This is a genomic window from Polynucleobacter yangtzensis (assembly GCF_001595965.1).
Classification (GTDB): Bacteria; Pseudomonadota; Gammaproteobacteria; order Burkholderiales; family Burkholderiaceae; genus Polynucleobacter; species Polynucleobacter yangtzensis.
This window is the reverse complement of record NZ_LOJI01000040.1, coordinates 249,236-268,965: the sequence shown is the minus strand read 5'-3', so window position 1 is coordinate 268,965 and position 19,730 is coordinate 249,236. Positions and strand designations below refer to the sequence as shown.

At 45.6% G+C, this 19,730-nt stretch carries 21 protein-coding genes; 19 read left to right on the top strand and 2 right to left on the bottom strand.

Features of this window, described 5'->3' with window-relative positions; genetic code table 11:
* Positions 1–103 precede the first annotated feature (103 nt).
* The 9 genes from ccmA to ccmI are packed head-to-tail and all read left to right on the top strand — an operon-like array spanning position 104 to position 6,905.
* Positions 104–751 carry a cytochrome c biogenesis heme-transporting ATPase CcmA gene (gene ccmA / locus JaK3_RS10230; RefSeq protein WP_240480937.1) on the top strand — a complete coding sequence of 216 codons (648 nt, stop codon included), beginning with the start codon at positions 104–106 and terminating at the stop codon, positions 749–751.
* Entirely contained in the window at positions 748–1,413 is a 666-nt protein-coding gene (gene ccmB, locus JaK3_RS10225) for a heme exporter protein CcmB (protein ID WP_068324493.1), read from the top strand. Before ccmA ends, ccmB begins: the two co-directional genes overlap by 4 nt.
* Positions 1,410–2,180 carry a heme ABC transporter permease gene (locus tag JaK3_RS10220; RefSeq protein ID WP_068324490.1) on the top strand — a complete coding sequence of 257 codons (771 nt, stop codon included), beginning with the start codon at positions 1,410–1,412 and terminating at the stop codon, positions 2,178–2,180. Before ccmB ends, JaK3_RS10220 begins: the two co-directional genes overlap by 4 nt.
* Positions 2,180–2,368, top strand: a complete 189-nt coding sequence (gene ccmD, locus JaK3_RS10215) for a heme exporter protein CcmD (RefSeq protein ID WP_068324488.1) — start codon at positions 2,180–2,182, stop codon at positions 2,366–2,368. Before JaK3_RS10220 ends, ccmD begins: the two co-directional genes overlap by 1 nt.
* On the top strand, positions 2,365–2,799 hold the full coding sequence (gene ccmE / locus JaK3_RS10210; RefSeq protein ID WP_068324485.1) for a cytochrome c maturation protein CcmE: 435 nt from the start codon (positions 2,365–2,367) through the stop codon (positions 2,797–2,799). Before ccmD ends, ccmE begins: the two co-directional genes overlap by 4 nt.
* Complete coding sequence (locus JaK3_RS10205; protein WP_068324482.1) at positions 2,796–4,715, top strand: heme lyase CcmF/NrfE family subunit; 1,920 nt, start codon at positions 2,796–2,798, stop codon at positions 4,713–4,715. Before ccmE ends, JaK3_RS10205 begins: the two co-directional genes overlap by 4 nt.
* Complete coding sequence (locus JaK3_RS10200; RefSeq protein ID WP_068324479.1) at positions 4,712–5,239, top strand: DsbE family thiol:disulfide interchange protein; 528 nt, start codon at positions 4,712–4,714, stop codon at positions 5,237–5,239. Before JaK3_RS10205 ends, JaK3_RS10200 begins: the two co-directional genes overlap by 4 nt.
* Positions 5,236–5,709, top strand: coding sequence for a cytochrome c-type biogenesis protein (locus JaK3_RS10195; RefSeq protein WP_082786436.1), 474 nt, complete (start codon positions 5,236–5,238; stop codon positions 5,707–5,709). Before JaK3_RS10200 ends, JaK3_RS10195 begins: the two co-directional genes overlap by 4 nt.
* Positions 5,706–6,905, top strand: a complete 1,200-nt coding sequence (gene ccmI, locus JaK3_RS10190; protein WP_068324477.1) for a c-type cytochrome biogenesis protein CcmI — start codon at positions 5,706–5,708, stop codon at positions 6,903–6,905. Before JaK3_RS10195 ends, ccmI begins: the two co-directional genes overlap by 4 nt.
* Positions 6,906–6,919: 14 nt before the next feature.
* Here the strand turns inward: ccmI and JaK3_RS10185 are convergent, their stop codons facing one another.
* Positions 6,920–7,681 (bottom strand): SDR family oxidoreductase, encoded by a 762-nt coding sequence (locus JaK3_RS10185; protein ID WP_068324475.1) that lies wholly within the window; start codon positions 7,679–7,681, stop codon positions 6,920–6,922.
* Positions 7,682–7,797: 116 nt separating this feature from the next.
* Here JaK3_RS10185 and JaK3_RS10180 point away from each other — a divergent pair, with 116 nt between their 5' ends.
* Together JaK3_RS10180 and JaK3_RS10175 are read left to right on the top strand one after the other, a co-directional pair.
* Positions 7,798–9,099, top strand: a complete 1,302-nt coding sequence (locus JaK3_RS10180) for a TAXI family TRAP transporter solute-binding subunit (protein ID WP_068324472.1) — start codon at positions 7,798–7,800, stop codon at positions 9,097–9,099.
* Between the two features lie 58 nt (positions 9,100–9,157).
* Positions 9,158–9,913, top strand: coding sequence for a 2OG-Fe dioxygenase family protein (locus JaK3_RS10175; protein WP_068324469.1), 756 nt, complete (start codon positions 9,158–9,160; stop codon positions 9,911–9,913).
* Between the two features lie 10 nt (positions 9,914–9,923).
* Here JaK3_RS10175 and JaK3_RS10170 read toward each other — a convergent pair whose 3' ends face one another.
* Positions 9,924–10,907, bottom strand: coding sequence for a Bug family tripartite tricarboxylate transporter substrate binding protein (locus tag JaK3_RS10170; RefSeq protein WP_068324466.1), 984 nt, complete (start codon positions 10,905–10,907; stop codon positions 9,924–9,926).
* An 87-nt stretch (positions 10,908–10,994) separates the two neighbouring features.
* Between JaK3_RS10170 and JaK3_RS10165 the strand changes: the two genes are divergently transcribed.
* The 8 genes from JaK3_RS10165 (at position 10,995) to ccoG (ending at position 19,723) form a co-directional block, all read left to right on the top strand.
* Positions 10,995–12,230: an MFS transporter gene (locus JaK3_RS10165; protein ID WP_068324463.1), complete on the top strand. Its 1,236-nt coding sequence runs from the start codon at positions 10,995–10,997 to the stop codon at positions 12,228–12,230.
* A gap of 8 nt (positions 12,231–12,238) precedes the next feature.
* Positions 12,239–14,671, top strand: coding sequence for a heavy metal translocating P-type ATPase (locus JaK3_RS10160; RefSeq protein ID WP_068324460.1), 2,433 nt, complete (start codon positions 12,239–12,241; stop codon positions 14,669–14,671).
* Positions 14,672–14,680: 9 nt separating this feature from the next.
* Positions 14,681–14,860: a cbb3-type cytochrome oxidase assembly protein CcoS gene (gene ccoS, locus JaK3_RS10155; protein ID WP_068324457.1), complete on the top strand. Its 180-nt coding sequence runs from the start codon at positions 14,681–14,683 to the stop codon at positions 14,858–14,860.
* A 165-nt stretch (positions 14,861–15,025) separates the two neighbouring features.
* A complete protein-coding gene (ccoN, locus tag JaK3_RS10150; RefSeq protein WP_068324454.1) occupies positions 15,026–16,465 on the top strand; it encodes a cytochrome-c oxidase, cbb3-type subunit I in 1,440 nt (479 codons plus the stop codon).
* Between the two features lie 12 nt (positions 16,466–16,477).
* Positions 16,478–17,128 (top strand): cytochrome-c oxidase, cbb3-type subunit II, encoded by a 651-nt coding sequence (gene ccoO, locus JaK3_RS10145; RefSeq protein ID WP_068324451.1) that lies wholly within the window; start codon positions 16,478–16,480, stop codon positions 17,126–17,128.
* A 34-nt stretch (positions 17,129–17,162) separates the two neighbouring features.
* Positions 17,163–17,330, top strand: a complete 168-nt coding sequence (locus JaK3_RS10140; protein WP_068324448.1) for a CcoQ/FixQ family Cbb3-type cytochrome c oxidase assembly chaperone — start codon at positions 17,163–17,165, stop codon at positions 17,328–17,330.
* Positions 17,327–18,253: a cytochrome-c oxidase, cbb3-type subunit III gene (gene ccoP, locus JaK3_RS10135; RefSeq protein ID WP_068324445.1), complete on the top strand. Its 927-nt coding sequence runs from the start codon at positions 17,327–17,329 to the stop codon at positions 18,251–18,253. The genes JaK3_RS10140 and ccoP overlap by 4 nt, the downstream gene beginning before the upstream one ends.
* Before the next feature lie 12 nt (positions 18,254–18,265).
* Positions 18,266–19,723 carry a cytochrome c oxidase accessory protein CcoG gene (ccoG, locus tag JaK3_RS10130; protein WP_068324442.1) on the top strand — a complete coding sequence of 486 codons (1,458 nt, stop codon included), beginning with the start codon at positions 18,266–18,268 and terminating at the stop codon, positions 19,721–19,723.
* Positions 19,724–19,730 lie beyond the last annotated feature (7 nt).

Sequence of the window (19,730 nt, the reverse complement as noted above, 5' to 3'; positions counted from 1 at the left end):
AATTGAAAGGGATTATTCCCTTAATTCCACTTTTTCTGGTTTGTCAGCGCCAATAGGTTCTTAGACAATGCCTGGGGTGGTTTGAATCAAGCCATTGCCCTACATGACAGTCAATATATCTTCCTCCTCCAGCAATCCAGCTTTGATGCTTGAAGCGCGAGCTCTTGCATGCGTGCGTGGTGAGAGAAGATTATTTGAGGGGCTCAACTTAACAGTCTCTAGTGGAGAGTGTCTGCATGTACGTGGTGAGAATGGCGTTGGAAAAACCAGCCTACTAAGATTGTTGACGGGTTTATCTAAGCCGGAGACAGGTGAGATTTTATGGGGAGGACTATCCATTAATAAGGATGTCTCTACCTTTCATCGTGAGCTTTTATTTCTGGGGCATCGTGATGCCTTAAAGGAAGACCTCACTGCGCTAGAAAATTTACAGCTCTATGCTGCTCTAGATGATGTTCATTTGCCGGATGAGAAAGCGTTATCTGCTCTCTGGCGTTTTGGTTTGCGCGGGCGCGAACACTTGCCAGTCAGTTGCTTGTCGGCCGGTCAAAAGCGACGCGTCTTGATGGCTCGTATGTTGACGCGTCAAGCAAAGCTGTGGATTTTGGATGAACCATTCAATGCTTTGGATGTACATGCGGTACAAGCTTTGCAAGACCTTATTGCTGAGCATGTGGAATTTGGCGGCTTAGTGGTTTTGACTAGCCATCAAGAGGTAACGCTTCCTAATGTCAGGGTGCTGGATCTATGAAGGCTTTACTGGCAATCATTCACCGCGATTTGTTGTTGGTTATGCGCCGCAAGAGTGAGGTGCTGACAGCCTTATTCTTTTTTGTCGTTGTGACTAGCTTATTTCCTTTGGGGATAGGTGCTGATGCTGCCTTGTTGCGCAAAATTGCGCCGGGTGTTCTATGGGTGGCAGCCTTGCTATCTACCTTGCTGGGCTTGCATCGAATGTTTGCAGCTGACTATCAAGACGGTTCGCTAGAGCAGCTGGTTTTGTCACCTCAACCCTTGGCATTGCTCGTGACTGGAAAAATTATTGCCCACTGGATTGTGTGTGGTCTACCGCTAGTGCTCTTAGCCCCAATTATTGGCATTCAGTTTGATTTGGATGCCGGCTCTTTGTATGTGCTGATGGGCACTCTACTATTGGGTACTCCAGTGCTATCCTTGCTGGGCTCAATAGGCGCTGCATTGACCCTAGGAGTGAGGGGTGGCAGCGTGTTACTAAGCTTATTGATATTGCCTTTATTTATTCCGGTCCTTATTTTTGGTGCTGGCGCTGTATATGCTCATAGCGTTGGTTTAGATACATCAGGTCATTTTTCATTGTTGGGCGCATTATTGATTTTGGCTTTAGCATTTGTCCCTTGGGTAAGTACTGCCGCCGTAAAGATTGCAATCGAATGAGTCAGATAAATCACTTTTCTAACCACCGCTTGATTAACTGGTTTAAGTTATCGAGCCCCAGCACCTTTTATCCGGTGGCAGGTAAGCTCATCCCATTTTTCTGGGTTTTAACGTTCCTGTTTGGTGCCGTCGGTTTATGGGTTAGTTTTTTTGTTGCTCCAGTCGACGCTGTTCAAGGGCAGGGCTATCGAATAATCTTTATTCATGTGCCAGCCTCATGGATGTCGATGTTTATCTATTTAGTGATGGCTGCTTGGGCGGGGCTTGGACTTGTTTTTAATACCCGCTTGTCTGCCATGATGGCGCAGGCGCTTGCGCCAATAGGCGCCTGGATGGCATTTCTGTCTTTATGGACGGGTGCATTCTGGGGTAAGCCAATGTGGGGTACATGGTGGGTATGGGATGCACGACTCACATCAGAGCTGATTCTATTGTTTCTCTATTTGGGCTTTATTGCCCTACGAGCCTCTATTGATGATCCGCGCCGCGCTGATAAAGCTAGCGCTATCTTGGCTTTGGTAGGTGTAGTAAACGTGCCGATTATTTATTTTTCAGTGAAATGGTGGAATACCTTGCATCAAGGCGCATCCGTTTCATTGACCAAATCGCCAGCTATGGCCCAAACCATGCTCTGGGCAATGTTATTAATGGCCCTATGTTTCTGGATGTACACGATTGCAGTTACCTTAATGCGAGTGAGGGCAATCATTTTGGAGCGTGAAGCCCATGCGGATTGGGTGAGACAATCAATTGAGGTGAAAAGCTGATGTGGAATAGTCCTTCCGAGTTTTTTGCCATGGGCGGTTACGCACTTTATGTGTGGAGCAGTTTTGGCATTTGTGCCCTGGTTTTGATATTGGAGCCTCTATTTGTGCGCGCCCGCTTTAGGGCAGTAATCCGCAGATTGAAGCAACAACAACTGGCAGAGCAGTTTGATAAAGAGATTAGTAAGTGAAGCCTAGACATAAACGCGCATTGATTATTGTTGCCGCACTCCTAGCGATTGGAGTTGCTGCGATGTTGATCTTGAATGCACTTAACAGCAATATAGCTTTATATGTCACGCCAAGTGAGGTTGCGGCAGGTAAGGCGCCTCAGGGTCAAGCTTTTAGGATCGGCGGCATGGTGAAGGAGGGCTCGGTAAAACGTGACGGCCTCACTGTCCACTTTGAGATCACTGACCTTGTGAAAGACATTCCAGTCGCATACACCGGCATTCTTCCTGATTTATTCAAAGAAGGTAAGGGTGCAGTAATTCAAGGTCGCATGAATGCGAATGGTGAATTTATTGCCAGCGAAGTACTTGCGAAACATGATGAGAATTACATGCCTCCTGAAGCCAAACACGCGTTAGACCAGGCGCAAAAAAACGGAAGCGCTAAATGATTCCTGAGTTTGGGCATTACGCATTAGTTTTGGCGCTTTGTATTTCTCTCGTGCAAGGGGTTTTGCCCTTAGTAGGCGCCCACTTTGGTCGCCGAGACTGGTTAGTTCTGGCAAGACCTACCGCTCAGACTGTTTTCTTATTATTGGCGATCGCCTTCGGAATACTGGCATGGAGTTTTTACAGTAACGATTTTTCTGTGCTCTATGTTGCTGAGCATTCCAATTCACAAATGCCGGTGATCTATCGATTAGGTGCGGTATGGGGTGGTCATGAAGGATCACTGTTGCTGTGGGTTTTCTTGCTAGCTACATGGACTATATTGGTAGCGCAACTTTCTAAGGCCTTGGATGATTTCATGGTGGCCAGAGTAATTGGTGTTTTAGGACTGGTCACTAGTGGTTTGTTGTTATTTGTACTAACTACCTCAAATCCTTTTGAGCGTTTGTTGCCAGCCGCTCAAGACGGTCGATCTTTAAATCCACTTTTACAAGATCCTGGTTTGGTATTTCATCCACCAATGTTGTACATGGGTTATGTTGGTTTTTCAGTAGCTTTTGCTTTTGCAATTGCTTCTTTGTTGTCAGGCAGATTAGATGCAGCATGGGCGCGTTGGTCACGCCCATGGACAACAGCTGCCTGGGTTTTCTTGACCCTCGGTATTGCGCTGGGCTCTTGGTGGGCCTACTACGAATTAGGTTGGGGTGGTTGGTGGTTCTGGGATCCCGTTGAGAATGCTTCATTTATTCCTTGGTTAGTGGGCACCGCCTTATTGCATTCATTAGCTGTTACTGAAAAGCGTGGTGGCTTTAAAAGCTGGACCGTATTATTAGCGATTACCGCGTTCTCCTTGTCCTTGCTAGGCACCTTCCTAGTTCGATCTGGTGTATTGACCTCAGTGCATGCATTTGCAACCGATCCAAGACGCGGTATTTTCATTCTGATCTTTTTATCGTTAGTTGTTGGATCATCTTTAGCGCTTTACGCTTGGCGAGCACCAAAGAGCACTATGGGCGGTAAATTTAATTTGAGCTCTAGAGAAACATTTATCTTGCTTGGAAATGTATTTTTAGTTGTTTCAGCCGGATCTGTTTTGCTCGGCACACTCTATCCTCTATTGATAGATGCTTTGCATCTTGGCAAGATTTCTGTAGGCCCTCCTTATTTCAATAGCGTCTTTGTTCCCATCATGGTTCCTTTATTGGTATTGATGGGCATAGGCCCTTGGGCAAGCTGGAAGCAAAGCAACTTACTCAGCATCATTAAGCGCTTATGGCTTGCGGGCGCGGTTGCTTTGGTTGCGGGAGTTGCAATTCCGTTAATCATGGGACAATTTACTTGGCTTGCTGGTATGGGCTTCATGTTGGCTTTTTGGGTGATTGCATCAGGCTGCATGCAAATTGTTCGCCAAGCAAAGGCAGGTAAACCAACTCGCTCCTTTATTGGTATGCAGGTAGCCCATCTAGGTATTGCGGTATTTGTCATTGGCGTCACGATGGTAGGTGCCTACCAAGAAGAAAAAGATGTGCGCATGTCAGCTGGCGATACGGTGACGGTTGGTGGTTATCAAATTCAATTGCAGGGTGTTAACGCTGCTCGCGGCCCAAATTATCAAGCAATGCGCGGCACATTCTTATTGTCAAAAGATGGCGGTTCTCAGACCAGTCTTTATCCTGAAAAGAGAAGCTATTTTTCATCCACAATGCCAATGACTGAAGCGGCCATTGATGCTGGACTTACCCGCGATATTTATGTATCTCTTGGCGAGGAGTTGGGTGACCAGTCATGGGCCGTGCGTGTTTACTACAAACCTTTTGTTGATTGGATCTGGGGCGGCTGCTTGCTAATGGCCCTAGGTGGCGTATTGGCGATGTCGGATAAGCGTTATCGAATGAAATTAAAGAACAAGTTCGCATGAAAGCAAAATTTTTAATTCCACTCGTTTTATTTGTAGGTCTAGTAGTTTTTTTAGCTATCGGCCTCAATCGCGATCCTCATGAAGTGCCATCACCATTAATCAATAAGGCTGCCCCAGCATTTGAGGTTCCTCAATTGGCTGAGCCTAATAAAACATTTTCACCAGAAAGCATGAAGGGTCAAGTATGGGTCCTCAACGTTTGGGCATCGTGGTGCGTAGCTTGTCGTGAAGAGCACCCAGTATTGGTGGAGCTAGCAAAATCTCAAATGGCCCCAGTGATTGGTTTGGACTACAAAGACAAGCGTGAAGATGCCTTGGCAATGTTGGCAAAGCAAGGCAATCCCTACGTACTTTCTGCTTTTGATGGCAATGGCCGCGTTGGTATTGATTACGGAGTCTATGGGGTTCCCGAGACCTACATTATTGATAAAGCGGGCGTGATTCGCTTTAAGCATATTGGTCCATTGACTATGAACTTATTGAATGAAAAAATTTACCCCAAGCTGAACGAGCTTAAAAAATGATGAAGCGGATTTTTTTAGCTACATTGACCGCGTTAAGCCTTGGCAGTGTATTTGCCAGAGACGCTGCGCCTCTTGCGGATGACCCTGTAACAGAGCAGCGCTTGATTAGTATTTCAGAAGAGATGCGCTGCTTGGTATGTCAAAACGAATCCTTGGCGGGCTCGCGCTCAGATTTGGCAAATGATTTGCGCCGTGAAATTCGAATTCTGATTAGTGAAGGTAGGTCGGACGATCAAATTCGCTCTTTCATGGTTGAGCGTTACGGCGATTTCGTGCTCTATCGTCCGCCAGTTAAACCGGTGACCTGGTTGCTTTGGATTGGCCCATTCGTCATCCTGGGTATTGGCATTGCAGGCCTCTTAGTGTATTTACGCCGTCGCAACAGTAGCGTTCCTAATGTTGTTCTGACTGATGCAGACAATCAAAAAATTGATGCATTGCTCAATGCAGCCGATAAGAAAGAAGGATGAATTTAGTGACTAGCTTTTTGATTCCCGCCTTTCTACTCTTGGTTCTAGTGTTAGTGCTGGTGTTGCGACCTTTTATATTTCCTGCAAAGAGTGCAGCAACATCTCGTCGCCAGATGAATGCTGCCATTTATCGAGAAGAGCTTGATAAATTGGAAGCAGAGCATCAGGCTGGTGTAATCAATTCTGTTGACTATGAAATTGCTCATGCTGAAATGCGGCAACGTCTTTTCCAGGATACGATCGTAGAGGATGATCGTGAGGTAGCGGGTTCTACGAAAAAGACCGCTATTGGCTTATGTATTTTTATTGTCGTGCTTTCATCGGGACTCTATTTTTCATTGGGAGATGTAGTCCGTGTAGCGCAAAAAAATTCTGAGACACCGGTTACCCAAGAAGGCGTTGAAAAAATGGTGGCTGAATTTGCCATCAAGATGGAAAAAGATCCTAGCAACTTGAAGGGTTGGGCAATGCTAGCTCGCTCTTATCGTATCTTGGGTCGCAATGAGGATGCCGCTAAGGCATATGGACGTGCTGGCGACTTTATTAATTCTGATCCTCAATTATTAGCCGACTATGCAGATGTATTGGCTACCAATGCTGACGGTAACTTTGCCGGAAAGCCTTTGCAGTTAATTAATCAGGCTTTAAAGCTGGATCCTGATAATTTAATGGCGCTATGGCTTTCGGGCACTGCAGCGTATAGCTCTGGCAATTACAAAGCGGCTGTACAGACTTGGGAGAAATTAGCAAAACAGATACCAGCAGATACCGATGAAGCGCGCGCTATCCAGGGTTCGATTGCTGAGGCTCGCTCTAAGGGTGGACTTTCTTCGCAAGCTCCTACTTCAGTGGCTGGTAAATCGATTAGCGGCAAGATTGAATTAGCACCAGACCTGAAGTCTAAGATTAAGTCGGGTGATATTGTGATGGTCATTGCCCGCAAGCCTGGTGAGCGTATGCCGGTAGCCGTCTTAAAGGTTGCTATTAGTGATTTCCCAATGAGCTTTACCTTGAATGATTCTTTGGCAATGAATCCAAGCTCACCGCTCTCTCAATTATCTGAGGCGAGTATCGAAGTGCGCATCTCCAAAACTGGAATGGCTAAACCAGAGGCGGGAGACTTAATTTCATCAGCCCAGACGGTTAAGGTTGGTGCAAGTAGCGTTCGCCTGCTGATCGATCAAGTGCGCCAGTAGTCCAAAAGACTGCTTTAGCCTCTACCTACAAATGGCATATTGGTAGCCATAATTGTCATCGATAGAATATTGCTTTCTAGCGGGAGTTGAGCCATATGAAGCACGGCTTCTCCGACGTGATCAACATCCATACGCGGCTCTACTTTAGTAGATTGATCAGCTTGCAGAATGCCGGCAGCCATACGTTCAGTCATTTCGGTTGCGGCATTGCCGATATCAATTTGACCGCAGGCAATATTAAATGGACGCCCATCCAATGCAATCGTTTTAGTTAAGCCGCTGATCGCATGTTTTGTTGCGGTATATGGTGCAGACATGGGTCGTGGTGCATGAGCAGATATAGAGCCGTTGTTAATAATTCTGCCACCTTGAGGGGATTGCGCCTTCATCATGCGAATCGCTTCCTGTGAGCATAGGAATGCGCCACAAAGATTGGTATTCACGACATTCATCCACTGCTCATAGCTAAGTTCTTCCATGGGAATGGCGGGGGCGCCCATGCCAGCGTTATTAAATAAAATATCTATGCGACCAAACCGATTGCTTAGTGCGGTAAATAACTTTTTGACCTCATCTGGTTTGCCAACATCACAAGATACGGCAAGGCAGTTGCTCTGATCGCCGCCAATATCAGCAATGGCTTTTTCTAATTTATCGAGATTGCGGCCTGTCAGCACCACTTGATAGCCGCCTTTGAGTAGGGCCTTGGCAGCGGCCTTCCCGATCCCAGTTCCTGCGCCTGTCACTAGGGCCACCTTGGTTTTTGCTGAATTCATAATGGTCTTTAGGGCTTTTAAAAAGCATCATCTTATCTTGATTTGGGTGATTGGATTTGAAAGCTTTTCCTTGCGCCATGGTCGGGGCATAATGCAAAAAACATGAAGAGACTTTAATGAATTTCATCAAAAGACAGATCTATAACCCCTTGGCTCTAGCAGCCTCCTTTTTTGCGCTTTTAATTATCCTTTTTGGTGTGCTTTGGATCTTAATTCCGCCGCCGCCTAAATCGATTGAAATGGCAACGGGATTCCCGACTGGTTTGTACTACCAGTTTGGGGAACGCTTAAAGGCTGATTTAGCTAAGGAGGGTGTCAATCTCAAGGTTCGCTCTACTGGCGGAACTATTGATAACCTGGCTCTCTTAAATGATCCAAAATCTGGAGTGGATTTTGCGATGGTTCAGGGTGGTGTGGCTAACGTTAGCGATTACCCTAAATTGGTCTCAATAGCGGGCATGTTTTATGAGCCTATTTGGGTTTGGTATCGCGAAGGCGCATTTAAAAGCGATGGTGGCCAACTCAAGATATTGAGTCAGTTAAAAGGAAAAAAAGTTTCCATTGGAAATGAAGGCAGTGGTACTTTGGCTCTGACTAAAGATTTATTGCAGGCCAGCGGCATTACCGATAAAGAAATTGGCGCACAGAGACTTAAACCAGATGAAGCCATTGCCAAATTAAGTAGTGGTGAGTTAGATGCAGTATTTATCGTCGCCGCAGCTGAGGCCCCAATCCTGAGAAAGTTTTACTCTGTTCCAGGGATTCGTTTGATGAACTTTGATCAGGCAGATGCTTATACCCGCAATCTCACGTATTTGTCTAAAGTGACAGTGCCCAGAGGGTTATTGAGCATTCAGCATGATCAGCCACGTCAAGACATTCAAGTCATGGCTGCTACAGCCACATTAGTTGCGCATGAGGATATCAATCCAGCATTGGTTTCTCTGGTGCTTGGAGCTTCATACGATATTTTGAAATCGTATTCGCGCTTACAAAAAGTGGGTGAGTTTCCATCAAGCGCTGGATTGGATTTTCCTTTGCATGTAGACGCAGAAATTTATTTAAAAGATGGACCTTCATTCCTGCATCGTCATCTTCCATTTTGGACTGCAGTTTGGGCGGGTCGCTTTGTCAAAATTGTTATTCCATTGTTGGTAATTTTGATTCCGTTATTTACTTACATCCCTTCAGCCAAGAATTTCTTCTTGCGACTGAAGTTAGCTCAGGTATACGAAGAGCTTAAGGTGATTGAGAGAAATGCTCAAAACCCCGAGCTTAAGGAAAAGAACTTTAAAGATCTCGAGGCTATCGAAAGACGGGTTGGCAATATCAAGGTTTCTATGTTGGATGCCAAAGAGCTATATGACCTAAAAGGGCATGTGGGTGAGGTACGCGGGCGCTTAAATCTAGTGCATTGAGATGAAATGCTGGATAACAGGCCAAACCCGATTCTGCCATCTGCCCTAAAATAAGCAGATGACTATTGCCGGCCTTGCGCCTTCGCTGACCCCTCTTAAGCAGATTGACCAGGCTTTGCGTGAAGATGGTTTCGCGGTGGTGTCTGCTGAGACTGTGGCTCAATTTAGTCATGTGGATCTGACCAATCTTCAAAGCCTCGTCAAGTTCTGGGGGGATTTGCCCCGTGATCCTTATTTAAAGGACGGTGGTCGATATCGTTTCCGTCGCCACGCTAGTTATGAAATTAAGGGTGATGAATTGACCTTGGTGCCACATCGAGCACATTGGCAATCACTCGACTACAACGCGCTTCACGGCGGCATTGAACGTTGGTTTGAGCCCATTCAGAAGGAGTTGTTAGGTGACCCTGCTTGGCAATCGTTATTACTAGGGCTTGCACATATTTTGAATGGCTTAAAACAAGTCAATACTTGGTTTGTGGAGGCGCATCAATTTCGGATTGATACAACTGACGGTATTGGGCGTCCCACGCCTGAGGGCGCTCATCGTGATGGCGTAGATTTTGTAGCGGTCTTCTTGTTGGATCGTTCAGGTATCAAAGGTGGTGAGACCAGAATATTTGATGCTTCTGGTTCTGCGGGCCTACGCTTTACTCTCACACAGCCTTGGTCTTTGCTGTTAATGAATGATCAACGCATGATCCATGAATCAACGCCTATTCAGCCATTAGCGGATTACGGATACCGAGATACATTGGTCTTAACCTACCGCTCTAACGGTTTCCAAGACGCACCTAATCGTAGCCAGCAATAAGTCCAAGGACTTACTCTGGTTGCATACCTGCTTCTTTAATGGCCTTAGCCCATTTAGCGGTTTCAAGTTTAATTTTTTGACCGAGTGCCTCAGGCGTGCCAGGTTGTGTTTCAAAACCATTGGCAGAAAGTCTCTCAACTAAATCTTTTGATTTAGCGGCATTGTTTATGGCCTGATTGAGTTTGAGGACCGCGTCTTTGGGCATGCCGGCTGGTCCAAATGCTGCAAAGAAGGCGATAAGTTCATAGCCTTTGATGCCTAGCGCTTCATTTACAGTGGGTAATTCTGGAATCACGGGCGAGCGTTTCAAGGAGGTCACGGCGAGACCGCGAATCTTGCCTGACTGCACTTGAGGTAAGGAAACTCCAAAGTCAGATGTAAACATATTGACCTGGCCGCCGATTAAATCTGTCATGGCATTGGGTCCGCTCTTATATGACACCCCAGTCATTTGAATGTCGGCAAAGCTTGCAAGCATTTCTGAGGAAACGCGCTGCGATGTACTTGCGTAAGCAAAAGTCATTTTTCCAGGGTTTGCTTTGGCAAGCGAGACAAATCCATTCAGTGATTTTGCGGGCACATCATTGTTGATTGCAACAATCAGTGGAGCCGATCCAAAATATCCAATCGGAGTGAATGCCGTATCTTGGTTGTACGGTAAATTTTTGACTAAGCTTTTAAGTGCAGCATTGGTGCTATTGGTCCCAATCAGAATGGTGTAACCATCTGCAGGCGCTTTGGCAACAAAATCAGCACCAATTAAGCCATTGGCTCCGGGCTTATTTTCAACGACAACAGGTTGACCCAAGGTTTCTGACATCTTTGCAGCAAATGCACGTCCAATTTGATCTGTTGTGCTGCCTGGGGCAAAGGGAACAATTGCCTTTATGGGTTTGGATGGGTAGGTATCGGCAATTGCCAAGGGGCTATTAAGTCCGACAAAGAGGCTGGCGCCAATTTGCAGGAGTCTGACGGTTAGTGACTTGGTATTCATGTTGCCTCCATCTTGTTTTTTTATTAGTGTAGCGGGTCAATTTTGATCTGGGCGAGTAGAATGAGTTCACGTTTCTACTGACTATTTATGCGCTTTCGTTCAGCTGGTTATACCCCTCTTATGCTTTTGGCACAAACCTGTGCCTTATTGGGCTTTGCTTGCTACGCAGTAGTACTAACTGCCCTTCAAGAAGAGTGGCGCCTCAGTAATTTGCAATCTGGTTTGATTGCTAGTGCTTTTTTCTTTGGCTACATGCTAGCGGTTCCATTAGCAACTGCATTGACTGATCGGGTTGATGCGCGCAAAGTTTACTTAGTTGGCGGTCTTATTGCTACTTGCGGACTTCTTGGTATGGGTCTGTTGGCATATAACTTTTGGACAGCACTATTGTTTATGGCATTAAATGGGGCTGGCCTTGCTGGCACCTATATGCCGGGCCTCAAAATTTTGTCTGATCGGATTCAGTCTGGCGAACTAACACGACACATTGCTTTTTACACAGCCTTCTTTGGGATTGGTACAGGGTTTTCTTACTTATGTTCCGGTTGGATTTTGAGTGCGCTAGGTTGGCATTATGTATTTAGCCTGATTGCATTAGGCCCATTAGCTGCATTTTTGATTGTCTTGATATTTATTCCGGCATTGCAGCATGACAAGTGGAGGGGACCAATCAATATACGTCTGCACGATATCTTCCCAGTGGGTAAATGGAAACTGGTTTTGCAAGATAAAAATGCCTCTGGATTTATTTTTGGCTATACCGCTCATACATTGGAGCTCTTTGCATCTAGAAGTTGGATTGTTGCCTTTTTCGCTTTTTGTGCGGCGGCATCAGGAGAGACCTTTTTTCTAGCGGCAACGACCTTGGCTGGAGTGATTAATTTCTTTGGTGTACCTGCTTCAATATTAGGTAATGAGATTGCCTTAAGAGTCGGACGTCAGAAGTGGGTTTGTATTGTGATGCTGACTAGCGCTGTATTAGGTATTGCATTTGCTTGTTCAACGGGGCAATCATGGTGGTTGATTGTTGCTCTTGCTATTGGACATGCTATTTTCATCATGGCGGATTCATCAACACTTACCGCCGGCTTGGTCATTAGTGCCCAGGAAAATATTAAGGGCGCAGCGATGGGTTTGCACTCGCTAATGGGATTTGGCGGCGGTTTATTGGGTCCCGCAATATTTGGTTTCGTTCTAGATATATCGGGTTCGCGCTCTTCTCAAGCCGCCTGGGTTTGGGCATATGTTGCCGTGGTGATATGGGGCGTTTTGTTCGTCATTTACGAGCGTCGTAGAGGTTGGGGTGGCTCAGAGCGTGCATGAGTAATTGAATGAATAAATCGAATTCTTTAGTTTGTTATCACTGCTCAAGCCAGATCCTTCCAAGTGATTTAATTGAAGCAGAATTAGGCGGTCATATTAGATCATTTTGCTGTCCAGGTTGCATGGCTATTGCCCAAACCATCCACGGTGAGGGCTTAGAGGTTTTCTATGCCAGGCGCTCGCAGTCTGGTGAGAAGCCAGCTGCCTATCTTGCAAGTAATGAAATTCCAGAAAAACTTAAGCCTTACGATGATCCATCTTTGCGTGGTCGCTTTACTCGACCATCTGGAGATGGGGATAGTTTAGAGACCACTCTACGTTTAGAAAAAATTCGTTGCGCAGCTTGTGTATGGCTATGTGAACAGCATTTGCGTCGTAATGTAGGCGTGCGGGACGTACAAATTAATTACGTCACCCAAAAGGTGATGGTACGTTTTTCCCCAGTCAAAACAAGCTTAGCGCGATTACTATTTGAAATTGAACGCATTGGTTACGAGGCTTGGCCATTCGAGCCATCTCAATCTTTGGATAGGGCAAAAGTTGAGAGACGTAAATTGCTCATGCGCCTGGGTGTTGCAATGCTTGGCATGATGCAGGTCATGATGTATGCATGGCCAACCTATACTGGTGCTGACATTACACCTGAGTTTGAGTTATTGATGGGTTGGGCAAGTTGGGCTCTCACTGTCCCTGTAATAGTTTATTCAGCTGGACCCATATTCCAGGCATCTTGGCGCAGTATTCAGTCGGTCAAGCAGACGCATATGCTTGGGATGGATGTTCCCATAGCCTTGGCTTTAGCCTTAGCCTTTATTGCGGGCACTATTAATTTAGTAACAGGGTCTGGAAAAAGCTATTTTGACTCCATCACGATGTTTGTGGCGTTTATTTTGGCCGCAAGATATGTTGAGTTATTGGCAAGGCAAGATGCGCAGGGTGGTGCAGAGGCGTTAGCAAAACAATTGCCCGCTACCTGTGAGCGCGCATTTAATTACCCTGCAACACAAGAGATCGAAGTTGTGCCAGTAGTCAACTGCAATCCTGGTGAAGTGTTGCGAGTATCTCCGGGTGAGGTGGTTCCTGCAGATGGTGTCTTAATTGAAAATGCAAGTGCATTAGACGAGTCATTGCTCACCGGTGAATCTAAGCCGGTAGAGAAAAAAATTGGCGATCACGTATATGCAGGAACGCATAATATTCTTAACCCATTATTGATGCGAATTGAAGCAGTAGGCCAGTCAACTCGTATTGCAGGCATTGCATCTCTACTTGATCAAGCATTGCTAGCAAAGCCGGTAATGGTGAGTCTTGCAGAAAAATGGACAGCATACTTTGTCACTTTTTTATTGCTAAGTGCATTTACTTCCTCAGCAATTTGGTTTTACTTTGATCCTAGTCGCGCATGGACAGTTTTAGTTTCGGTTCTTGTTGCCAGCTGTCCTTGTGCCTTATCGTTAGCTGTACCTACTGCCATGGCAGCTGCTCAAGGCGCTGTAACTAAATTAGGCTTGCTGATCGTACGCGGACACGTGATGGAGGGCTTGGTAAGGGCAACTGATTTAGTGTTAGATAAAACCGGCACCTTAACAATGGGCCAGCCAGAGCTACAGGAAGTTATCAATTTGCGCTCCGGTTATCACCGTGAGGATGCCTTAGCATTGGCAGCGGCATTAGAGATTGGGCAGAGGCATCCATTAGCACTTTCATTGTTGCGTGCTGCAGAAAGTGAAAAACTCACACTACCTTTGTTAAGCGAACCTGTTATTAATCTTTTGGGTAGAGGTTTAAGTTCTGGACCTTATCGGCTGGGAAGCGCGCTATGGTTGGGTGTAGATCAAGGCGCTCAACAGGGGCAATATGGGCAGGTGCATTTAGCTGACGAACAAGGATTAATCGCTAGCTTTGTTTTCTTGGATACACCAAGGGTGGGTCTAGAGCAATTCTTAAAAGTAGTGAAGTCTAGAAATATTGCCGTGCATTTGGTTTCAGGTGACGATCGTGAGACGGTTGCTTGGTGGGCTCATCATGTTGGTATAGAGCACTATCAAGGCGGCTGCACCCCCGAGGATAAATATGATTACATTGAGCGCTTACAAAAAGAAGGGCGCTTTATATGGGCCATTGGCGATGGTGTAAACGATGCGCCTTTACTTGCGCGTGCAGATATCTCAATAGCTGTTGGAGCGGGTGCGCCATTAGCAGCAGCTGGAGCTGATGCCATTCTCACTGCTGCCTCACTAGAGCCTTTGGCAAAAACATTGCTATTAGCGGATAAAACGCAGGCAATTATTAAAGAGAATTTATTGTGGGCTCTGATCTATAACCTACTTGCCATTCCGGCTGCGATGATGGGCTGGGTCAATCCATGGGTTGCTGGAATCGGCATGTCACTTTCCTCGCTTGCAGTGACCTTAAATGCTTGGCGTTTGCGAAAGGCTTAGACTATAGGAATGGAAAGTCTCTATCTCCTCATCCCTTTGTCGCTGGTCCTTATTGGTCTTTTGGTCTGGATTTTGAACTGGTCGATTAAGAGTGGTCAGTTCGATGATTTGGATGGTCCAGGCCAAGCAATTTTGATGGATGACGATGTGCCTAGACCCAAAGAAGTTAGTAAGCACTCTCAAAAATAGTCATATATTTAAAGAGATCTAGGAAATAATCCATTTTCTTTCCCTGCTTCCTGAATTTGCCCCACCCTTTTTGATATAGATCAAACCCCCTTGGGGGCCTTACTTTGATAATCGATCCAGTCTATTTGGATTATGTCGCTGTTTGGTCACAAAAAAGGAGAAACCATGGGACTTACCGTGGGGAGTAATCAAGATACCTTCAATTACAAGGTTGTCAGCCAATTTGCCATTGTTACTGTGCTCTGGGGAATTGTTGGCATGCTCGTGGGAGTTATTCTCGCAGCCCAGCTCATCTGGCCTGATATCACTTTTAATATTCCTTGGTTAAGCTATGGTCGTTTGCGTCCACTGCATACCAATGCGGTGATTTTTGCTTTCGGTGGCTCGGCGCTGTTTGCAACGTCTTATTACATCGTGCAGCGCACAAGTCAGGCACGCTTATTTTGTGACAAGTTAGCGGCGTTTACTTTTTGGGGTTGGCAGGCAGTGATTGTTTTAGCTGCAGTGACATTGCCATTAGGCATTTCAACATCAAAAGAGTACGCTGAACTTGAGTGGCCAATTGATATTTTGATCACCTTAGTTTGGGTGGCCTATGCAGTAGTGTTCTTTGGCACGATCATGAAGCGCAAGACGAAACATATTTATGTTTCCAACTGGTTCTTCGGTGCTTACATTCTGACAATCGCCATTTTGCATATTTTCAATAACTTGGAAATGCCTGCGACATTGTGGAAGTCATATTCAGCATATGCTGGCGTACAAGATGCGATGGTGCAGTGGTGGTATGGCCACAACGCGGTAGGCTTCTTCTTGACTACTAGCTTCTTGGGCATGATGTACTACTTCATTCCTAAGCAAGCAGAGCGTCCAATCTATTCGTATCGTTTGTCCATTGTTCACTTCTGGGCTTTGAACTTTACTTACATGTGGGCTGGTCCTCACCATTTGCAGCACACCTCTTTGCCTGACTGGACCCAGTCTCTCGGAACCGTATTCTCTTTAATCTTGTTGGCGCCATCTTGGGGCGGCATGATTAACGGCATCATGACTTTGTCAGGCGCTTGGTACAAACTCCGTCGTGACCCTATCCTGAAATTCTTAGTTGTAGCTCTGTCCTTCTACGGTATGTCTACCTTTGAAGGTTCCATGATGTCAATTAAGACTGTAAATAGCTTGTCACATTACACAGACTGGACCATTGGCCACGTTCACTCAGGTGCTTTAGGCTGGGTTGCCATGATTACGATTGGCTCTCTCTACTATTTGATTCCACGTTTGGTTGGTCAAAAAGAGATGTACAGCACTAAGTGGATCGAATTGCATTTCTGGATCGCCACTATCGGTGTCGTTTTGTACATTGCCGCTATGTGGATTGCAGGCGTAATGCAAGGTTTGATGTGGAGAGCATTTGAGCCTGATGGGACATTGACATATAGCTTCGTTGAGTCCGTTAAAGCAACTTATCCTTTCTACATGATTCGTTTGTTGGGCGGCTTGTGCTACCTCAGCGGTATGTTCTTGATGGCGTTCAACGTCTTCAAAACTGTGCAAGGTAAAACTTTTGTAAATGCGCCTATTCCAACGGCCGTTGCTGAACACTAAAAGGAGAAGAAAATGTCTAGCGAAAATAAATTCTTTTCCCACGGAACACTTGAGAAAAACGTTGGCTGGTTAATTATTGCGACGATCATTGTTGTATCGATTGCAGGCTTAGTGCAAATCGTGCCACTCTTTTTCCAACACACTACAACTGAGCCAAGTCCTGGCGTAGAGCCATATACAGCTTTACGCTTGGCGGGACGTGATATCTATCAGCGCGAAGGTTGCGTTGGTTGCCATTCGCAACAGATTCGTACTTTGCGCTCTGAAGTTGAGCGTTATGGTCCTTATTCTTTGGCTGGCGAATCTGTCTATGATCATCCGTTCTTATGGGGTAGCAAGCGTACTGGCCCAGATTTAGCTCGTGTAGGCGCTCGTTACTCTGATGATTGGCATCGTATTCACTTGCGCAATCCGCGCGATGTGGTTCCCGAGTCCAATATGCCTGGATATCCTTGGTTGCAGAAGAATGCTGCAAATGCTTCCACTATTCAATCTCACATGATTGCGATGACTCGCCTGGGTGTTCCTTACACCGAGGAAATGATTGCTAATGCACCTAAAGAGTTAGAAGGTAAAACTGAAGAGGATGCATTGATTGCTTATCTTCAGGGCCTTGGCGTAAATCGTAGATACATCGTTGTTGATGAAGTGGTGGCCAAGTAAAGGCTGGGATTTTAATTAGAACGACATAAATCAAATGGAACAGATCACACCCTACCTCTCTGCTTTTTCTACAGTAATTGGACTTATTTTCTTTGTAGGAATTGTTTGGTGGGCTTGGTCTCCTGGTAGAAAAGAAGCAAACCAGGAATCAGCAGAACTTCCATTTGATCTTCCGGATGAATTCAGTAAGGATAAATCATGAGTGACTTTTTTAGCAGCGGTTGGAGTAGCTACATCGCCCTAGTTTCATTAGTGGGTATTGTTTGGTGTGTATGGCTATTATTTTCACAGCGTAAAGCTAAAGTTGTACATACAGCTGATGGCGCTGTAGCTGATACTGGCCATGTTTGGGATGGCGACTTACGTGAACTCAATAATCCGCTCCCACGCTGGTGGATGTGGATGTTCTTACTATCCTGCGTGTTTGGTTTGGTTTATTTGGTTTTATTCCCTGGTCTCGGCTCTTTCCCCGGTGTGTTGGGTTACAGTACCGATGGCTCGCTCATGAAATCCATGACAACTGCGAATGAAGAGTTAAAGCCCGTTTATGCTAAATACGTCACTATGGATATTGAGCAAGTTGCTGCTGATCCTAAGGCGCGTGAAATGGGTCAACGTTTGTTCTTGAATTCTTGTGCACAGTGTCATGGTTCAGATGCCGGTGGTGCTAAAGGCTTCCCGAATTTGACTGATGGCGACTGGCTCTATGGCGGCTCACCAGAAAATATCAAGACAACTCTTATTAACGGTCGTGCAGGTGTAATGCCTCCATTCCCGCAATTGGATAGCAAGCAAATTGTGGATGTTGCTAACTACGTTCGTAGCCTTTCTGGCTTACCTGCAGATGATCTCAAAGCGGCTCGCGGTTCTGAAGTTTACAAATCGAATTGCGCAGCATGTCACGGCCCAGAAGGCAAAGGCAATATTGTTTTAGGCGCTCCAAACCTTACAGATAAAGTTTGGTTATATGGTGGCTCAGAGGCAACAATTGTTGAGACTGTAACTAAGGGCCGTATGGCAATGATGCCTTCTCAAGATAAAGTCTTGAGTCCTGAGAAAATTCATTTATTAACTGCATATGTATGGGGTTTATCTAACAATAAACAACCTGCAGCGGCAAAATAAGAAAAGTATTTAGTGGCAGCTCTTCCGCCGGGTGGTAAACCTATTCCGATAGAAGTTATTGAGGAGTCTCTTTACGAGGTCCGGCGAAAGATTTACCCGCGCTCTGTTACGGGCTTATTTGCCCGTTGGCGTTTTATCCTCGTTTTTGCAACCCAGCTACTGTTTTATGGTTTACCGTGGGTTAGCTGGAATGGTCGTCAGGCCGTTCTCTTTGATTTAATTCAGCGTAAGTTTTATATCTTCGGCATTGTTTTATGGCCGCAGGATGTGATTTATCTCACACTCCTATTAATTCTTTCTGCTTTAGCACTATTCCTCTTCACTGCGATTGCTGGTCGACTATTTTGTGGGTACGCTTGTCCGCAAACGGTATATACCGAGATCTTTATGTGGATCGAGCGCAAGGTGGAGGGTGATCGTTTTGCTCGCATTCGTTTAGACGGTGAGGAGTGGCCCTGGGGGTTTAGAAAGTGGCGCCTTAAGATCACCAAACATTTCCTTTGGTTGTTGATCGCATTCTGGACTGGCTTTACTTTCATTGGTTATTTCACACCAATTAGCACTCTGGGATCTGCATTAATTCACTTGTCGTTGGGTCCTTGGCAGACTTTCTGGTTATGTTTTTATGCCTTTGCTACTTGGGGTAACGCAGGTTTTATGCGTGAACAAGTTTGTAAATACATGTGTCCCTATGCACGCTTCCAAAGTGTAATGGTGGATAAAGATACCTTCTTGGTGACATATGACAAGGTACGTGGCGAGCCTAGAGGCAGCCGTAGTAAATCTGCAGACCATGAGTCTCTGGGTTTAGGTGATTGCGTTGACTGCAGTATTTGCGTGCAAGTTTGTCCTACTGGCATTGATATTCGTGATGGCTTGCAATACATGTGTATTGGTTGTGGCGCCTGTATTGATGCATGCGATCAGGTAATGGAAAAAGTAGATTATCCAAAAGGATTGATTCGATATACGACTGAGCGAGCTATTGAGGATCGAGAATCGAATCAAAGTGCTATTCGTCATATCTTGCGCCCACGCGTTTTAATCTATACAGCTTTCATTACTGTGCTTACTGGTGCCTTCTTGGTTTCTTTGGCTACTCGTAATCCATTGAGGGTTGACGTGATGCGTGATCGCGGAGCTTTAGCACGCGAGGTTGAGGGCGTGCGAATTGAAAATATTTACCGTATTCAGATCATGAATGCATCTGAAAATAATATGAACGTGCAAGTGAAGGCCCTTGGTTTGGATGGTCTAAAAGTGCTTAATTCTCAAGGTCAGGTCGTCACTGAGATTGAGGTGGCGCCTGCAAGTAACTTGCTAATGCCAATTAAGGTGAGCACTGAAACTGGGGTAAATCAGCCGGGTAATTACCCAATTCATTTTGATGTGATTGCTCGCGAATTGTCTGGAAATGAAATAATCACCAGAACGCGTGATGAAAAATCGACTTTTATTATTCCCCGTTAAGCTAAAA

Excerpts from the sequence above, each read along its gene's own strand:
- ccmA (WP_240480937.1), top strand. The coding sequence starts at position 104 with ATGACAGTCAATATATCTTCCTCCTCCAGCAATCCAGCTTTGATGCTT.
- ccmB (WP_068324493.1), top strand. The coding sequence starts at position 748 with ATGAAGGCTTTACTGGCAATCATTCACCGCGATTTGTTGTTGGTTATG.
- JaK3_RS10220 (WP_068324490.1), top strand. The coding sequence starts at position 1,410 with ATGAGTCAGATAAATCACTTTTCTAACCACCGCTTGATTAACTGGTTT.
- ccmD (WP_068324488.1), top strand. The coding sequence starts at position 2,180 with ATGTGGAATAGTCCTTCCGAGTTTTTTGCCATGGGCGGTTACGCACTT.
- JaK3_RS10205 (WP_068324482.1), top strand. The coding sequence starts at position 2,796 with ATGATTCCTGAGTTTGGGCATTACGCATTAGTTTTGGCGCTTTGTATT.
- JaK3_RS10200 (WP_068324479.1), top strand. The coding sequence starts at position 4,712 with ATGAAAGCAAAATTTTTAATTCCACTCGTTTTATTTGTAGGTCTAGTA.
- JaK3_RS10195 (WP_082786436.1), top strand. The coding sequence starts at position 5,236 with ATGATGAAGCGGATTTTTTTAGCTACATTGACCGCGTTAAGCCTTGGC.
- ccmI (WP_068324477.1), top strand. The coding sequence starts at position 5,706 with ATGAATTTAGTGACTAGCTTTTTGATTCCCGCCTTTCTACTCTTGGTT.
- JaK3_RS10185 (WP_068324475.1), bottom strand. The coding sequence starts at position 7,681 with ATGAATTCAGCAAAAACCAAGGTGGCCCTAGTGACAGGCGCAGGAACT.
- JaK3_RS10180 (WP_068324472.1), top strand. The coding sequence starts at position 7,798 with ATGAATTTCATCAAAAGACAGATCTATAACCCCTTGGCTCTAGCAGCC.
- JaK3_RS10175 (WP_068324469.1), top strand. The coding sequence starts at position 9,158 with ATGACTATTGCCGGCCTTGCGCCTTCGCTGACCCCTCTTAAGCAGATT.
- JaK3_RS10170 (WP_068324466.1), bottom strand. The coding sequence starts at position 10,907 with ATGAATACCAAGTCACTAACCGTCAGACTCCTGCAAATTGGCGCCAGC.
- JaK3_RS10165 (WP_068324463.1), top strand. The coding sequence starts at position 10,995 with ATGCGCTTTCGTTCAGCTGGTTATACCCCTCTTATGCTTTTGGCACAA.
- JaK3_RS10160 (WP_068324460.1), top strand. The coding sequence starts at position 12,239 with ATGAATAAATCGAATTCTTTAGTTTGTTATCACTGCTCAAGCCAGATC.
- ccoS (WP_068324457.1), top strand. The coding sequence starts at position 14,681 with ATGGAAAGTCTCTATCTCCTCATCCCTTTGTCGCTGGTCCTTATTGGT.
- ccoN (WP_068324454.1), top strand. The coding sequence starts at position 15,026 with ATGGGACTTACCGTGGGGAGTAATCAAGATACCTTCAATTACAAGGTT.
- ccoO (WP_068324451.1), top strand. The coding sequence starts at position 16,478 with ATGTCTAGCGAAAATAAATTCTTTTCCCACGGAACACTTGAGAAAAAC.
- JaK3_RS10140 (WP_068324448.1), top strand. The coding sequence starts at position 17,163 with ATGGAACAGATCACACCCTACCTCTCTGCTTTTTCTACAGTAATTGGA.
- ccoP (WP_068324445.1), top strand. The coding sequence starts at position 17,327 with ATGAGTGACTTTTTTAGCAGCGGTTGGAGTAGCTACATCGCCCTAGTT.